The organism is Burkholderia anthina (genome assembly GCF_001547525.1).
In the GTDB taxonomy this organism is placed as follows: Bacteria; Pseudomonadota; Gammaproteobacteria; order Burkholderiales; family Burkholderiaceae; genus Burkholderia; species Burkholderia semiarida.
The window spans coordinates 2,046,494-2,061,226 of record NZ_CM003768.1; the positions used below are offsets into that span (position 1 = coordinate 2,046,494).

At 68.0% G+C, this 14,733-nt stretch carries 14 protein-coding genes; 3 read left to right on the forward strand and 11 right to left on the reverse strand.

Features of this window, described 5'->3' with window-relative positions; translation table 11 throughout:
- Positions 1 to 7 precede the first annotated feature (7 nt).
- From WS64_RS09435 to WS64_RS09455, 5 genes are all read right to left on the reverse strand, one after another.
- Positions 8 to 670, reverse strand: coding sequence for a site-2 protease family protein (locus WS64_RS09435; RefSeq protein WP_059583358.1), 663 nt, complete (start codon positions 668 to 670; stop codon positions 8 to 10).
- A gap of 47 nt (positions 671 to 717) precedes the next feature.
- Complete coding sequence (locus tag WS64_RS09440) at positions 718 to 1,350, reverse strand: L-threonylcarbamoyladenylate synthase (RefSeq protein ID WP_059643939.1); 633 nt, start codon at positions 1,348 to 1,350, stop codon at positions 718 to 720.
- Positions 1,351 to 1,422: 72 nt separating this feature from the next.
- Positions 1,423 to 2,253 (reverse strand): 3',5'-nucleoside bisphosphate phosphatase, encoded by an 831-nt coding sequence (locus tag WS64_RS09445; protein ID WP_041492088.1) that lies wholly within the window; start codon positions 2,251 to 2,253, stop codon positions 1,423 to 1,425.
- A gap of 82 nt (positions 2,254 to 2,335) precedes the next feature.
- On the reverse strand, positions 2,336 to 3,226 hold the full coding sequence (locus WS64_RS09450) for an alpha/beta fold hydrolase (protein WP_059583355.1): 891 nt from the start codon (positions 3,224 to 3,226) through the stop codon (positions 2,336 to 2,338).
- 176 nt (positions 3,227 to 3,402) lie between these two features.
- Positions 3,403 to 4,260: a ferritin-like domain-containing protein gene (locus WS64_RS09455; RefSeq protein WP_060966321.1), complete on the reverse strand. Its 858-nt coding sequence runs from the start codon at positions 4,258 to 4,260 to the stop codon at positions 3,403 to 3,405.
- 145 nt (positions 4,261 to 4,405) lie between these two features.
- Here WS64_RS09455 and WS64_RS09460 point away from each other — a divergent pair, with 145 nt between their 5' ends.
- The 3 genes from WS64_RS09460 to WS64_RS09470 all read left to right on the forward strand — a co-directional run bounded on the left by WS64_RS09460 (position 4,406) and on the right by WS64_RS09470 (position 6,420).
- Positions 4,406 to 4,930 carry a gamma carbonic anhydrase family protein gene (locus tag WS64_RS09460; protein ID WP_034183575.1) on the forward strand — a complete coding sequence of 175 codons (525 nt, stop codon included), beginning with the start codon at positions 4,406 to 4,408 and terminating at the stop codon, positions 4,928 to 4,930.
- A gap of 25 nt (positions 4,931 to 4,955) precedes the next feature.
- Entirely contained in the window at positions 4,956 to 5,906 is a 951-nt protein-coding gene (gene hslO / locus WS64_RS09465; RefSeq protein ID WP_059583351.1) for an Hsp33 family molecular chaperone HslO, read from the forward strand.
- 196 nt (positions 5,907 to 6,102) lie between these two features.
- Positions 6,103 to 6,420, forward strand: a complete 318-nt coding sequence (locus tag WS64_RS09470; protein ID WP_124658737.1) for a hypothetical protein — start codon at positions 6,103 to 6,105, stop codon at positions 6,418 to 6,420.
- An 89-nt stretch (positions 6,421 to 6,509) separates the two neighbouring features.
- On the opposite strand, the gene ftsB is transcribed toward WS64_RS09470, so the two are convergent.
- From ftsB to WS64_RS09500, 6 genes are all read right to left on the reverse strand, one after another.
- Entirely contained in the window at positions 6,510 to 6,935 is a 426-nt protein-coding gene (ftsB, locus tag WS64_RS09475; RefSeq protein ID WP_060966323.1) for a cell division protein FtsB, read from the reverse strand.
- 81 nt (positions 6,936 to 7,016) lie between these two features.
- Complete coding sequence (gene eno, locus WS64_RS09480) at positions 7,017 to 8,300, reverse strand: phosphopyruvate hydratase (RefSeq protein WP_006478406.1); 1,284 nt, start codon at positions 8,298 to 8,300, stop codon at positions 7,017 to 7,019.
- A gap of 106 nt (positions 8,301 to 8,406) precedes the next feature.
- The gene (gene kdsA / locus WS64_RS09485; RefSeq protein WP_059583346.1) at positions 8,407 to 9,261 is read right to left on the reverse strand and encodes a 3-deoxy-8-phosphooctulonate synthase; all 855 of its coding nucleotides are present in this window, start codon (positions 9,259 to 9,261) and stop codon (positions 8,407 to 8,409) included.
- Positions 9,258 to 10,916: a CTP synthase gene (locus tag WS64_RS09490; protein WP_034207739.1), complete on the reverse strand. Its 1,659-nt coding sequence runs from the start codon at positions 10,914 to 10,916 to the stop codon at positions 9,258 to 9,260. The genes kdsA and WS64_RS09490 overlap by 4 nt, the downstream gene beginning before the upstream one ends.
- 189 nt (positions 10,917 to 11,105) lie before the next feature.
- Positions 11,106 to 11,963, reverse strand: coding sequence for an alpha/beta fold hydrolase (locus tag WS64_RS09495; protein ID WP_059643924.1), 858 nt, complete (start codon positions 11,961 to 11,963; stop codon positions 11,106 to 11,108).
- A 234-nt stretch (positions 11,964 to 12,197) separates the two neighbouring features.
- Positions 12,198 to 14,705 carry a DNA internalization-related competence protein ComEC/Rec2 gene (locus WS64_RS09500; RefSeq protein ID WP_060966324.1) on the reverse strand — a complete coding sequence of 836 codons (2,508 nt, stop codon included), beginning with the start codon at positions 14,703 to 14,705 and terminating at the stop codon, positions 12,198 to 12,200.
- Between the last annotated feature and the right edge of the window lie 28 nt (positions 14,706 to 14,733).

The following is a 14,733-nucleotide window of genomic DNA, read 5'->3' on the forward strand; positions in this document are numbered from 1 at the left end:
ATTGTCGTTAGAAAAGCGAGGCGAAGGGAGACAGGATGGCGCTCAGCACGGCATAGCCGACATTGACGAGCGGACGCAGCCAGAAGTTCGTCAGCACGCCCGTCGTGACGAGCACGAGGACGATGATGAAACCGTACGGCTCGATGCGCGACAGCGCGATCGATTGCCGGGTCGGCAGCAGCGCCGCCAGGATGCGGCCGCCGTCGAGCGGCGGCAGCGGAAAGAGGTTCAGCACGCCGAGCACGAGGTTCGCGCTGACGCCGGCCAACGCCATGCGCGTGAAGAACGGCTCGTCGACGCCGACGGCCGGCAGCACGAGGGTCAGCACGCCCCAGACGAGCGCCTGCACGAAGTTGCAGGCCGGGCCCGCGAGCGCGACCCACAGGCTGCCCCAGCGCGGATTGCGCAGGTTGCCGAACGACACCGGCACCGGCTTCGCATAGCCGAACAGGAACGCGCCGCCGGTGAGGAAGTACATCGCGAGCGGAATGGCGATCGTGCCGAGCGGATCGATGTGACGCATCGGATTGAACGACACGCGCCCCATCGCGTAGGCGGTATTGTCGCCGAGCAGACGCGCGGCATAGCCATGCGCGGCCTCGTGCAGCGTGATCGCGAAGATCACGGGTAGCGCGTAGACGGCGATGGTCTGTATCAGGGAAGCATCCATATCGCGTTATTGTAACAAGCGCACTCGCGCAAAAATGGCACGGCGCGTCATGCGGCCGAGAGCCCGAAGGGTTCGAGGGAGCCGCGCCCGGCGCGCACGAGTTCGGGCGCATCGCCGGTCAGGTCGATCACCGTCGACGGCTCGCGCGGGCACGCGCCGCCGTCGATCACGAGGTCGACCTGTTTCTCGAGCCGCGTGCGGATTTCCTCGGGATCGTTCAGCGGTTCGTCGTCCGGCGGCAGGATCAGCGTCGTGCCGAGCAGCGGCTGACCGAGCGACTCCAGCAGCGCGAGCGTGATCGCGTGATCGGGCACGCGCAGCCCGATCGTCTTGCGCGACGGGTGCGACAGCCGGCGCGGCACTTCCTTCGTCGCCTGCAGGATGAACACGTACGGGCCCGGCGTCACCGACTTGATCTGCCGGTACTGGCGGTTGTCGACCATCGCGAAATTGGCGAGCTCCGACAGGTCGCGCACGAGCAGCGACAGATGCTGCTTTTCGTCGAGGCCGCGAATCCGGCGCACGCGCTCGACCGCGTCCTTGTCGTCGAGATGGCACGCGAGCGCATAGCTCGAATCGGTCGGCATCGCGATCACGCCGCCCTTGCTGACGATCTCCACCGCCTGCTTGATCAGGCGCGGCTGCGGATTATCCGGATGAATCCTGAAGTACTGGGACATGGGGACACGTAAAGAGGGAGAAGTCGGATGCGCGCAGCGGCGGCGACACGGGCGGCCCGAAGCCGCCCGGCGTCAGAGCCAGCGCTCCCAGACCGGCGTCAGGTCGGGCGGCAGCGGCGGCAGGCTGCCGAGCTCGATGCGGCCCTCGCCCGGCGCATGGAAATCCGAACCGCGCGATACTTCGAAGCCGAAGCGGCGCGCGACGTCCGCGTATTCGCGGTACTGGTCGGGCGTGTGGCTGCCCGTGATGACCTCGATCGCGCGGCCGCCGAGATCGATGAACTCGCCGAAGAACGCGTCGAATTCGACCGGCGTATAGCGATAGCGGCCCGGATGCGCGACCACCGCTTCGCCGCCTGCCGCGCGGATCCAGCCGACCGCGTCGGACAACGACGCCCAGCGATGCGGGACGAAGCCGGGCTTGCCGTCGCCGAGCAGGCGGTCGAACACGTCGGACGTCGACTCGGCATGGCCGTTTTCGACGAGAAAGCGGGCGAAGTGCGTGCGCGAGATCAGGTCGGGATTGGACACGTATTTCAGCGCGCCTTCGTAGGCGCCAGGAATGCCGAGCGTCGCGAGCTGCTCCGCGATCGCCAGCGCGCGCGCCGCGCGGCCGTGGCGCGTGCGGTACAGGCCGTCGACCAGCGCCGGATGGGCGGGATCGATGTTCAGCCCGACGATGTGCACGGTGCGCGACGCCCACGTGACCGAAATCTCGACGCCGCTCAGGTAGCGCATGCCGAGCGCTTCCGCCTCGCTGCGCGCCGCCGCCTGGCCGCCGATCTCGTCGTGGTCGGTCAGCGCCCACAGGGTCACGCCGCCCGCATGCGCGCGGCGCGCGACGTCGGCAGGCGACAGCAACCCGTCGGAAACATTGGAATGGCAGTGGAGATCGGCGTTCATTATCAGCATCGCAGGTAAGGCCTCATTCTACTGCAACGCCGCAATTGCGCCGCCCGCGTGCCCTGCCGCCGGCGCCACGCGCCTACGCGCAGAACGCCTCGATCAGCGCCGCGATCTGCTCGGGCTGGTCGTGATGCACCATGTGGCCGGCATCCTCGACGAGCTTCTCGCGCCAGTCGGGAAATGCATTGAAGCGCGCCTTGAATTCGGGCAGCGGGATGTCGCCGGCAAGGTGCGCGAGCGTCGGCGAATTGACGGCCTCGACGTGCAGCACCTTCGCACGCACCTGCTTCCAGATGGCCATGACTTCGTCGAGCCGGTACAGCAGCGGGCCCGGCATCTTGTGCGCCGGGTCCGCCAGCAGATGGTAGAGGCCGTCGTCGCCGCGTTTCGACCAGTGGGCGGCCAGAAACGCGGCGCGGCGCGGGTCGAGCCGCGGATTGGTCTTGATCAGGCGCGCCGCCACGTCGTCGAGCGATGCGTACGGCCGCAGCGCGGGCGGCTCGCGCAGTTCGTCGAGCCAGCCGCGCAGCCGGCGCGGCGCCTGGTCGGCTCGCGCCGGCGCGAGCCCGAAACCTTCGAGGTCGACGACGCGCCGCACGCGTTCCGGCCGCGCGCCGGCATACAGGCACACGACGTTCGCGCCCATGCTGTGTCCGACCAGGTTGATCTCGCCGGTCGGTGCGTAGCGGTCGACGAGCGCATCGAGGTCGCCCAGGTATTCGTGGAACCAGTAGTGACCGCCGCCCTGTCGCGCGACCGGCCAGTCGGACAGCCCGAAGCCGCGCGCGTCGGGCGCGATCACCTGCCAGTCGCCGGCGAGCGCATCGACGACGAACTGGAACGACGCCGCGACGTCCATCCAGCCGTGCAGCATGAACAGCGTCGGCGCGTCGGGCCGGCCCCAGCGCCGCACATGCAGCCGGACGCCGCGCACCGTGACGAAATCGGAAACAGAACTCGAGGCACTCATCGCAGCCGCCAAAAAAGAATGGTCGTTCGATTATAACGGCGACGCTCCGGTTCCGGCGGCCGGCAATCGAGGTGCCGCTCTAGCGGCGAGGTCGTTCGAGGGCCGGCCGGCAGACACCATCGGCGAGACGCGCGAGCCGGCCCACGACCACCCGGACGCGGCCGAACGCGATCCGGCTAATGCGCGGGGCGCCCGTCCGCCGCGTCCTGCGCGGCCAGTTCGTCGAGTTCGACCTGCTCGAAGCCGGCATCGCGCCGCGCATCGAAATTGAACGGGCCACGCAGCCGCGGCGCGTGGTACTGCTCGGCGAGCTGTCGATAGGTCGGCACGGGGTCGCGGCCGGCTGCGTCGCACAGATGGCGGAACCAGCGGTTGCCGATCGCGACATGGCCGATTTCGTCGCGCAGGATCACGTCGAGGATCGCGGCCGACGCATCGTCGCCCGCCTGCACGAGCCGCGCGCGGATCGGCGGCGACGCGTCGAGCCCGCGGGCCTCGAGCGTGCGCGGCACGAGCGCCATGCGCGCCAGCACGTCGCCCTTGGTCCGCTCGCACATCTCCCACAGCCCGTTGTGCGCGGGAAAATCGCCGTATGCACGCCCGAATGCCGCGAGACGATCGGACAGCAGCGTGAAGTGATAGGCCTCCTCGGCCGCGACCTTCAGCCAGTCCGCGTAGAACGCGTCGGGCATGCCCGCGAAGCGCCAGACCGCGTCGAGCGCCAGGTTGATCGCATTGAATTCGATATGGGCGAGCGCGTGCAGCAGCACGGCGCGCCCTTCGGGCGATCGCATGCTGCGCCGCTGCAACTCGCGCGGCTCGACGAGCGGCGGCCGCGCCGGGCGCCCGGGCAGATCGGCCGGTTCGCGCAGTTGAAGCGATGGCACGATCGCGGCCTGCCCGGCCCGCAGCGCATGGTGCAGCGCGCGTACCTGCGCGGCTTTCGCCGCCGGCTCGGCAGCTCGCAGCGCATCGAGCGCCACGCTGCGCACACAGGCGGGCGCCGTGCCGAAAGAAGAAGACGCGATGCTCATAAACAGGGACACCTTGCGTACGCGGCGTGGGAGCACAGGCACGCGACGGTTTACAATATGCGTTTGTTCCGCGGCGCCAGGCGCCGGGCAAACCGGACGCGCCATTCTACCGGCGCCCGTCATCGAAGATCACCAAGGAGACTCCGTGACGATCTACAAGCTGGGCGATACGGCCCCGACGATCCACGAAAGCGTATTCGTCGCCGATACGGCGGCCATCATCGGTAAGGTCGTGCTCGAGGAAAACGCGAGCGTATGGTTCGGCGCGACGATTCGCGGCGACAACGAGACGATTGCGGTCGGCGCCGGCAGCAACGTCCAGGAAGGCGCCGTTTTGCATACCGACCCGGGGTTTCCGCTGACGATTGCCGAGAACGTGACGATCGGGCACCAGGCGATGCTGCACGGCTGCACGATCGGCGAAGGTTCGCTGATCGGGATTCAGGCGGTGGTCTTGAATGGCGCGGTCATCGGCCGCAACTGTCTGGTTGGTGCCGGCGCGGTCGTGACGGAAGGCAAGACGTTCCCGGACAACTCGCTGATTCTCGGCGCACCGGCGAAAGTCGTGCGCGAGCTGTCGGCCGAAGACATCGCGCGGCTGCGCGCAAACGCGAAGACGTATGTCGAGCGGCGCGCGCATTTCAAGGAGCAACTCGTGCGGATCGGGTGATTCGCACGGATTTCAAGGAAGAAGAGTGAGCGACCAGTTACAGAAATTCATGTTCAATGCGGCGCCCGTGCGCGGCGAGATCGTTTCGCTGCGCAACACGTGGCAGGAGGTGCTCGCCCGCCGCGACTACCCTGCCCCCGTGCGCACGGTGCTCGGCGAGATGATGGCCGCGTGCGCGCTGCTGTCGGCGAACCTGAAATTTCACGGCACCCTGATCATGCAGATCTTCGGCGACGGGCCGGTGCAGATGCTGGTCGTCCAGTGCGGGTCCGATCTGTCGATGCGTGCGACCGCGAAGTTCTCGGGTGACGCCGCGCAGACGATCGGCGACGACACGCGCTTCGCATCGCTCGTCAACGCGAGCGGCCACGGCCGCTGCGTGATCACGCTCGACCCGGCCGACAAGCTGCCGGGTCAGCAGCCGTATCAGGGCATCGTGCCGCTGAACGGCGTCGACGGCCCGCTCGAATCGGTGTCGCAGGTGCTCGAGCAGTACATGCGCCACTCGGAACAGCTCGACACGCGGCTGTGGCTCGCCGCCGATCGCGACCGCGCGGTCGGCATGCTGCTGCAGAAGCTGCCGGGCGACGGCGGCATCGTGCCGCGCAACGCCGAAACCGATATCGACACGTGGGAACGCGTGTGCACGCTCGGCGGCACGCTGTCCGCGAAGGAACTGCTGGAGGTCGAACCGGAAGTGGTGTTCCGGCGGCTGTTCTGGCAGGAAAACGTCCAGCACTTCGAACCGGCCGGCACGCGCTTCCAGTGCTCGTGTTCGCGCGAGAAGGTCGGTGCGATGCTGCGCATGCTCGGTCGCGAAGAAGTCGACAGCGTGATCGTCGAGCGCGGCCACGTCGAGATCCACTGCGAATTCTGCAACCAGCGCTACGAATTCGATCCGGTCGACGTCGCGCAACTGTTCGCGGCGCCCGGTGTCGAAACCGGTATCGCGCCCGCGACCGACCAGCGTCACTGAGCCACGCGTGAGCCGCGCGCCCGTGCCCGCCACCGGCGCGGCACGGGCGCATAATGACGCACGAGCGCCGCACGCGCGGCTCAGGCGCCGGAGGTTCGGCCTTCGGCACGAGCCGCTTTCCACGGTCGGCGCACCGCAGGAGAAACACATGAATCGCCGCCTCTTTTGCGCCATCCGCACCATCGTCCTGACGAGCATGGCCGCCGGCACGCTCGCGCTTGCCGGCTGCGCGATGCCGCCGCCGACTTCCACGATCCTGAGCCGCCTGCCCGAACCGGGCGCGTCGGGTGGTCAGCCGCCCGTGCTGTCGAGCGCCGAACGCAAGCGCTACGACGAGATCGATCAGCAAGTCCTGCGCGAGCAGAACAGCGCGATGGCGGCGGAAGCGGCCGCGCGCGCGTGGGCTTATTACTCGCCGCCGCCCGTGACGGTCTACGGCGGATATTACGGCGGCGGATGGGGCAATCGCTGGGGCTCGGGTATCAGCTACGGCTACCCGGGCTGGTGGTGGTGAGCAGGCATCGCCCGATCGATTGACGACTGGCAGGAAATAAAAAAGCGCGGCATTTCCCGCGCTTTTTCAATGGGTTCGAGGTATCGCGCTCAGTGATGCGCGGCCTTGCCCTTGTCGCCGCCATGATGCCGCGACGGCTTCGTGATCGACTGCGGATTCGGCACGACCCGCACGGGCGCCGCCGAGACGGTACCGCGCGTCGACGTATTCGCCGGCGTGTTGTTCGTCGGTCCCGCAGGCGCGTTCGGCGATACGAACTGCACGAATACTTCGCCGTCCTTGACCATGCCCATCTCGTAGCGCGCACGCTCCTCGATCGCCGCGGTGCCGCTCTGCAGATCCTGCACTTCGCCGGCGGTGCGCTCGTTGCGCAGCTTCTCGTCCGCGTTCTTCCGGAGCTGGTCGTCGAGCTGCTGACGCAATTCATGCACCCGCAGCCAGCCGCCGTGTCCCCACCATAGGGGGTACTGAATGAGCGCCAGCAAGGCAATCAGGACGACAGTGACAAGCCGCATGTAAGAGACGCAGATATAAGAAGCGCCGCTCCGCGCACAGGCACAGAGCGGCGTCGAGATGACGAACCCGATAGTAGCGCGTTAGCGCAGGTTATAGAAAGCCGATTTACCCGGGTAGCTCGCGATGTCGCCGAGGTCTTCCTCGATGCGCAGCAGCTGGTTGTACTTCGAGATACGGTCGCTGCGCGACAGCGAACCCGTCTTGATCTGACCGGCATTCAGGCCGACCGCGATGTCCGCGATCGTCGAATCTTCGGTTTCGCCCGAGCGGTGCGAGATCACGGCCGTGTAGCCCGCGCGCTTCGCCATTTCGATCGCCGCGAACGTTTCGGTCAGCGTACCAATCTGGTTGATCTTGATCAGGATCGAGTTGGCGATGCCCTTCTCGATGCCTTCCTTCAGGATGCGCGTGTTCGTGACGAAGAGATCGTCGCCAACGAGCTGCACCTTCTTGCCGAGGCGGTCGGTCAGCAGCTTCCAGCCGTCCCAGTCGCTTTCGTGCATGCCGTCCTCGATCGACACGATCGGGAACTTGTCGGCGAGCGTCGCGAGGTAGTCGGTGAATTCGGCCGACGACAGTTGCAGGCCTTCGCCCGCGAGCTGGTACTTGCCGTCGTGGTAGAACTCGGATGCCGCGCAGTCGAGCGCGAGCAGCACGTCTTCGCCAGCACGGTAGCCGGCCTTCTCGATCGCCTGCAGGATCGTCGACAGGCACTCGTCGTTGCTGCCGAAGTTCGGCGCGAAACCGCCTTCGTCGCCGACCGCCGTGCTCATGCCGCGGTCGCTGAGGATCTTCTTCAGCGCGTGGAACACTTCGGCGCCGCAACGCAGCGCTTCACGGAACGTCGGCTGGCTGACCGGGACGATCATGAATTCCTGGATGTCCAGGCTGTTGTTCGCGTGCGCGCCGCCGTTGACGATGTTCATCATCGGCACCGGCAGTTGCATCGCGCCCGAGCCGCCGAAGTAGCGGTACAGCGGCAGGCCGGCCTCTTCGGCGGCGGCCTTCGCGACGGCCATCGACACCGCCAGCATCGCGTTCGCGCCGAGGCGCGACTTGTTGTCGGTGCCGTCCAGCTCGAGCAGCGTCTTGTCGAGGAACGCCTGTTCCGACGCGTCGAGGCCCATGATGGCTTCGGAGATTTCGGTGTTGATGTGCTCGACCGCCTTCAGCACGCCCTTGCCGTTGTAGCGGCCGGCTTCGCCGTCGCGCAGCTCGATCGCTTCACGCGAGCCGGTGGACGCGCCCGACGGCACCGCCGCGCGGCCCATCGTGCCCGATTCGAGCAGCACGTCGCATTCGACGGTGGGGTTGCCGCGCGAATCCAGAATCTCGCGGCCGATGATATCTACGATTGCACTCATGGGTTTCCTCTGAGAATGACGATGGATTCTTCAAACTGCGACGGCGTGCGTGCCGGAACCGCTTTCGCTACAGACGCGCGAAGCCATCGCAAGGTTCATTCGATCTTTAATTGAAATCGTTTTCCAGGAACGGATTGCGCTTCACCGCCTGGTCGAGCGTGACGAGGGTCTCCAGCAGCGCGCTCATCCGGTTCAGCGGCACCGCGTTCGGGCCGTCCGATTTCGCCTCGGCCGGATTCGGGTGCGTTTCCATGAAGAGGCCCGCGACGCCCGTCGCGACCGCCGCACGGGCGAGCACCGGCACGAATTCGCGCTGGCCGCCCGAGCTCGTGCCCTGCCCGCCCGGCAACTGCACCGAGTGGGTCGCATCGAACACGACCGGCGCGTTCGTCTCGCGCATGATCGCGAGCGAACGCATGTCCGACACGAGGTTGTTGTAGCCGAACGAGACGCCGCGCTCGCACGCCATGAAGCGGTCTTCCGACAGCCCGGCTTCACGCGCCGCGTCGCGCGCCTTGTCGATCACGTTCTTCATGTCGTGCGGCGCGAGGAACTGGCCCTTCTTGATGTTCACGGGCTTGCCCGAGCGCGCGCACGCATGGATGAAATCGGTCTGGCGGCACAGGAACGCCGGCGTCTGCAGCACGTCGACGACCGACGCGACCTGCTCGATCTCGTCGATCGAATGCACGTCGGTCAGCACCGGCAGGCCGAGCTGGCGCTTCACCTCGCCGAGGATCCGCAGCCCCTCGTCCATTCCGAGGCCGCGAAACGACTTGCCCGAGCTGCGGTTCGCCTTGTCGTAGGACGACTTGTAGATGAACGGAACGTTCAGCTTCTCGCAGATTTCCTTCAGGCGGCCGGCCGTGTCGATCGTCATTTGCTCCGATTCGACGACGCAGGTACCCGCGATCAGGAAGAACGGCTGGTCGAGACCGACCTCGAAATCGCACAGCTTCATGCTTGCACTCCGCGCGCTTGCTTGTTGGCGAGCGCGGCTTCGACGAACGACTTGAACAGCGGATGACCGTCACGCGGCGTGGACGTGAATTCCGGGTGGAACTGGACGCCGACGAACCACGGGTGCATCGAACGCGGCAGCTCCATCATCTCCGGCAGATCCTCGCTCGGGGTACGGGCGCTGATGATAAGGCCGCCGGCTTCGAGCTGGGGCACGAAGCGGTTATTGACTTCATAACGGTGGCGATGGCGCTCGTTCACGTCCTTGCCGTAGATTTCCTCGGCCATCGTGCCCGGCTTGATCGGGCAGCGCTGCGAACCCAGACGCATCGTGCCGCCGAGGTCGGATTCCTCGGTGCGCGTCTCGACCTTGCCTTCGCGGTCGTACCATTCGGTGATCAGCGCGACCACGCGCTCGGGCGTGTCCGGATCGAATTCCGTGCTGTTCGCCTGCTTCAGGCCGACGACGTCGCGCGCGAATTCGATCACCGCGAGCTGCATGCCGAGACAGATGCCGAGATACGGCACCTTCGACTCGCGCGCGTAGCGAACCGCGGCGATCTTGCCTTCCGTGCCGCGACGGCCGAAACCGCCCGGCACCAGCACGGCGTCGAGATGCTTGAGGCTGTCGACGCCGTTCGTCTCGAGCTCTTCCGAGTCGATGTATTCGATGTTGACCTTGGTCGACGTGTGGATCGACGCATGGCGCAGCGCCTCGATCAGCGACTTGTACGACTCGGTCAGGTCGACGTACTTGCCGACCATGCCGATCGTCACTTCGTGCTGCGGGTTCTCGAGCTTCTCGACGAGCGTCGACCACATGCTCAGGTCGGCGTCCTTCGGCGACAGCTTCAGCTCCTCGCAGATGATCCGGTCGAGGCCCTGGTCGTGCAGCATCTGCGGAATCTTGTAGATGCTGTCGGCGTCCCACACCGAGATCACGGCGTCTTCCGGCACGTTCGAGAACATCGAGATCTTCTTCGATTCGTCGTCGGGAATGCGGCGGTCGGCACGGCACAGCAGCACGTGCGGCAGGATGCCGATCTCGCGCAGCTTCTGCACGCTGTGCTGGGTCGGCTTCGTCTTCAGCTCGCCGGCCGTCGCGACGTACGGCACGAGCGTCAGGTGCACGAAGCATGCGCTGTTGCGGCCGAGGCGCAGGCTCATCTGACGTGCGGCCTCGAGGAACGGCAGCGACTCGATGTCGCCGACCGTGCCGCCGATCTCGACGATCGCGACGTCCGGCTCGCCGCAGGTGGCCGATGCCGCCCCGCGCTCGATGAACGCCTGGATTTCGTTCGTGATGTGCGGAATGACCTGCACGGTCTTGCCGAGATAGTCGCCGCGGCGCTCCTTGCGGATCACCGATTCGTAGATCTGGCCGGTCGTGAAGTTGTTGGCCTTGCGCATCTTCGTGCTGATGAAGCGCTCATAGTGGCCGAGGTCGAGGTCGGTCTCCGCTCCGTCTTCCGTCACGAACACTTCGCCGTGCTGGAACGGGCTCATCGTGCCGGGGTCGACGTTGATGTAGGGATCGAGCTTGAGGAGGGTGACTTTCAGACCGCGCGATTCGAGGATCGCGGCGAGAGAGGCGGCGGCAATACCCTTGCCGAGGGAAGAAACTACGCCGCCGGTGACGAAAACATATTTGGTCATCGCTGGATGCTCGCGGGAAAAACGGATTATACCGTAAAGCCCGCCCTTTTCTCAGCAATTGACGCGATGATCGCGCCCTTTCGTACCGGCCCGCGCGGACCCGCGCCGGTCACGCGCGCCGACGCGAACCGGCCGGCCGGTGGCGCCACGCGCATGCGCCGGCGGGCGCTCGGCGCACGGGACGAAACGTCAGGCGCGCTTCGCGAGCGGCGCGCCGGCCTGCGAAATGCCGCCCGAAACGCCGCCCTCTTCCGCCTTCAGCGAATTCAGCATCCGCTGCAATGCGCGGGCGGTCTCGATCGGCCGCTCCATCGGGAACAGATGACTGCCTTCCAGCCATTCGATGCGCCCGCGCGTCGCACGGCGCGTCGCATCGAGCCCGACCTGCCGCACCTCGCGCGAGCGCGTGCCGGCGAGAAAGCCGAGCGGCACCGGCGCGCCGTGCGCGAGCCGCGGGCCGAGCGTGTGCGGCAGCGTCCGGTAGATCAGGTATTCGACCTGCCGGTCGAACGCGAGCGCGCGTGCGCCGTCGGGGCCGGCCTGCGGGATGCCGTAGTCGATATAGTCGGCGAGCATCCGTTCGTCCCAGCGCGCGAACGCGGGCTTCTCGCGGAAGTGCCGCCAGACTTCGTCGCGGCTCATCCAGCGCGTGCGCCGGTTGCGCGTCGCCGCGGCCGGCGACAGCCGCTCGTCGAGCCCCGCCCACTGGCTCGCGCGCAACGCGCCGGCACGCCAGCCCGCGATGATCGGCGAATCGATCATCACGACGCCGCGCACCCACTGCGGCTTCTTCAGCGCGGCCATCAGCGACAGGTAGCCGCCGAGCGAATGGCCGACGAGCCAGACCGGGCGCTCGTAGCGGCTGCCGATATCGTCGAGCAGTTGTTCGACGAGATGCGGCCAGTCGCGCGTCACCGGGTAGCGGCGGTCGTGGCCGATCCGTTCGATGTAGCGCAGCTCGTAGTCGTCGGCGAGTTCGGCGAAGATCGTCCGGTACGTCGACGCCGGGAAGCCGTTCGCGTGCGAGAAGTGGAGGATGTCCTTCAAATGCCGGTGTCTCCTTTGTCGACGAGAGTTAGCGCTTTAGCGCTTACTCTCGTCCCATGCTTCGCGGTCGACGGGAGTTAGCGCTTTAGCGCCTACTCTCGTCCCATGCTTCGCGGTCGCCGGGAAGGGGTGCGTCAGCGCTTACGCCATTCCCCTGCGTCATATTTCTGTCGGAACCGGGCCGCGGCACGGCACGCCGGGCCGCCCGTCCCGATACGCCGGCCGTCGCCACGCTTACCGGTCCATCCAGTACCGGCGCCGTTCGTCGCGATAGCGCGCGAATGCGAACCCGCCGCGGGCCGGCGCGACGTCGAACCGCACGGCGCCGTCGCGATCGGTGCGCGGCAGCGGAATCCCGCGCGCCTCGTAGCGGGCGAGCACGGTCCGGTGCGGATGCCCGAAACGATTGCGATAGCCTACAGGAAATACCGCGACGCGCGGCCCGACCGAATCGAGGAAAGGTTCGACCGACGACGTGCGGCTGCCGTGATGCGGAACGACCAGGATCTGCGCGGCCAGCGCATCGCGCGCATCGGCCACCAGCCGGCGCTCGGCGGCCGCCTCGATGTCGCCCGTCAACAGGGCCGACGTGCCGCCCGCGTCGATGCGCAGCACGCACGATTGCCCGTTCGACGAACCCGTGCCCACCCCGTCCGGCGGCCACAGCATCGTAAAGACGACGCCGTCCCAGGTCCAGCGCTGCCCGGCCGCGCACGGCAGCCGATCGGCCACGCCGGCCGCCTGCGCCTCGCGCCACAGCCGGTGCCGCGGCGCGATGCCGGCCAGCAGCTGGCGCACGTCGGTCGCCGCATAGACGGCCGAAGCACCGCCTGCATGATCGGCATCCGCATGACTGAGCACGAGCGAATCGATCGCCGCGATGCCGCGCGCCCGCAACGCCGGCGCGACGATCCGCGTACCGGCATGCGTCGATTCCGCGCCGGGCCCCGCATCGAACAGCAAGGTGCGCCGCGCGGTCTCGACCAGCACCGCCGCGCCCTGCCCGACGTCGAGCACGGTCAGCCGGAAGCCGCCCGCCGGCGGCGCGTCGGGCGCCGGCGCGACGAGCGGCAGCCACGTGACCGGCGCCGCCCAGCGCAACGGCCAGCCGCGCGGCATCAGCGCCCAGGCGACGCCCACGCATGCCAGCGCCAGTACCGGCCACTCGGGCATGCGCAGCCAGAGCACGCCGGCCGGCCAGTCGGCCAGGTGCCCGAGCAGCGTCATCATCGGTGCGAGCGCCGCATGGGCGAGCATGAACGCACCGGCATCGAACGGCGCCGGCAACGCGATGCCGGCCAGCACGACGGGCGTGACGACCGAGCTGACCCACGGAATCGCGAACGCATTGCCGAACGGGCCCGACAGGGAAACCTGCGCGAACCATGCGGCGGTGAGCGGCGCGAGACCGATCGTCACCGCGTACTGCACGCGCGTGGCCTCGGCGATGCGGCGCCGGCAGCGCGTCGCCCACCCGCGCAATCGCCTGCGCAAGCCGGCCGTGCGGCTTTCCGCGCCCGTTTCGTCGTTCTCGTCGATCCCGTCGTTCTCGTCGAGTTCCCGCACCGCGCGCCAGCCGGCGACGGCCAGCAGGATCACGGCGACCGCGCCGAACGACAGCCAGAACCCGGCCGACAGCACGGCCCACGGATCGGCGAGCAGCACGCCGCCGAGCGCCGCACACAGCACCGCGGAAGTCGGCACGCTGCGGCCAGCCAGATACGCGATGCCGCCGCCCGCGATCATCCACCACGCGCGCTGTGCCGGTACGTTGAAGCCGGCGAGCGCGGCATAGCCCGCCGCGGCCGCCAGCGCGGCGAGCGCGGCCGCGTACGGCGCCGGCAACACGAGCGTCGCGGCCCGCGCGCGCCAGCGCACGCGGCGCCAGACCAGCGAGACGAGCCAGCCGGCAATCGCGCCGACCAGCCCGACATGGAGACCCGAAATCGCGACCAGATGGCTCGTGCCCGTAGTGCGCAGGACGCGCCAGTCGTCGTCGCCGATGCCCGACTGGTCGCCGATCGCCAACGCGGCGACGATGCCGCGGTGCGCCGCATCGGTGCCGAGCACCTCGCCGATGCGTGCCCGCAGCGCGTCGCGCACGCGGTCGATCGATGCGCGCCATCCCGCCGCGCGCGCATCGAGCAATACGGCCCGACGCGGCGCGCTGACATAGCCGATCGCGCGAATGCCTGCCGCGAGCCACGCCGCCTCGCTGTCGCGCACGCCGGGATTGGCCTCGGCATGCGGACGCTTGAGACGCACGACGAAACGCCAGCGCTGGGCCGCGCGCAAATCGGGAAGCGCATCGCGTGTCGCGGGTGCGCCGTATGCGCGCCACGACAAGCGGATCAATGGCGGAAAGCGGGCGAGCCCCGCATCGTTCGATTCGACCGCGAACAGCAGCCGCGCCCCCGTCTCGTCGACGACGGGCAATCCGCGGATCACACCCGTGACGACGATGTCGCGCCCTTCCCACTCCGGCGGGAGGCTGTCGCCGAGCCGCCACTCGGCCCGCGCGGCCGCATAGCCGAACCCCGCGACGCAGGCCGCGAGCACACACAGCATCCAGCCGCACACCACGACCGCACGCGTGCGCCGTCGCCGCATGCACCACGCGCCCAGCGCCGCGCAGCCCGCGAGCACGGCTGCTCCGACCGTCCATGCGATCGCCCCCGGCAACGCCGCCTGCCGCTGCAGCACGACGACGCCGAGCGCGAACGCGATCCACCACACGCGCATTCCGCCTCCTCGTCGACCCGGCGCGAGC

Excerpts from the sequence above, each read along its gene's own strand:
- WS64_RS09490 (WP_034207739.1), bottom strand. The coding sequence starts at position 10,916 with ATGACCAAATATGTTTTCGTCACCGGCGGCGTAGTTTCTTCCCTCGGC.
- WS64_RS09440 (WP_059643939.1), bottom strand. The coding sequence starts at position 1,350 with ATGTCCCAGTACTTCAGGATTCATCCGGATAATCCGCAGCCGCGCCTG.
- ftsB (WP_060966323.1), bottom strand. The coding sequence starts at position 6,935 with ATGCGGCTTGTCACTGTCGTCCTGATTGCCTTGCTGGCGCTCATTCAG.
- WS64_RS09450 (WP_059583355.1), bottom strand. The coding sequence starts at position 3,226 with ATGAGTGCCTCGAGTTCTGTTTCCGATTTCGTCACGGTGCGCGGCGTC.
- kdsA (WP_059583346.1), bottom strand. The coding sequence starts at position 9,261 with ATGAAGCTGTGCGATTTCGAGGTCGGTCTCGACCAGCCGTTCTTCCTG.
- eno (WP_006478406.1), bottom strand. The coding sequence starts at position 8,300 with ATGAGTGCAATCGTAGATATCATCGGCCGCGAGATTCTGGATTCGCGC.
- WS64_RS09500 (WP_060966324.1), bottom strand. The coding sequence starts at position 14,705 with ATGCGCGTGTGGTGGATCGCGTTCGCGCTCGGCGTCGTCGTGCTGCAG.
- WS64_RS09445 (WP_041492088.1), bottom strand. The coding sequence starts at position 2,253 with ATGAACGCCGATCTCCACTGCCATTCCAATGTTTCCGACGGGTTGCTG.
- WS64_RS09435 (WP_059583358.1), bottom strand. The coding sequence starts at position 670 with ATGGATGCTTCCCTGATACAGACCATCGCCGTCTACGCGCTACCCGTG.
- WS64_RS09455 (WP_060966321.1), bottom strand. The coding sequence starts at position 4,260 with ATGAGCATCGCGTCTTCTTCTTTCGGCACGGCGCCCGCCTGTGTGCGC.
- WS64_RS09470 (WP_124658737.1), top strand. The coding sequence starts at position 6,103 with ATGGCCGCCGGCACGCTCGCGCTTGCCGGCTGCGCGATGCCGCCGCCG.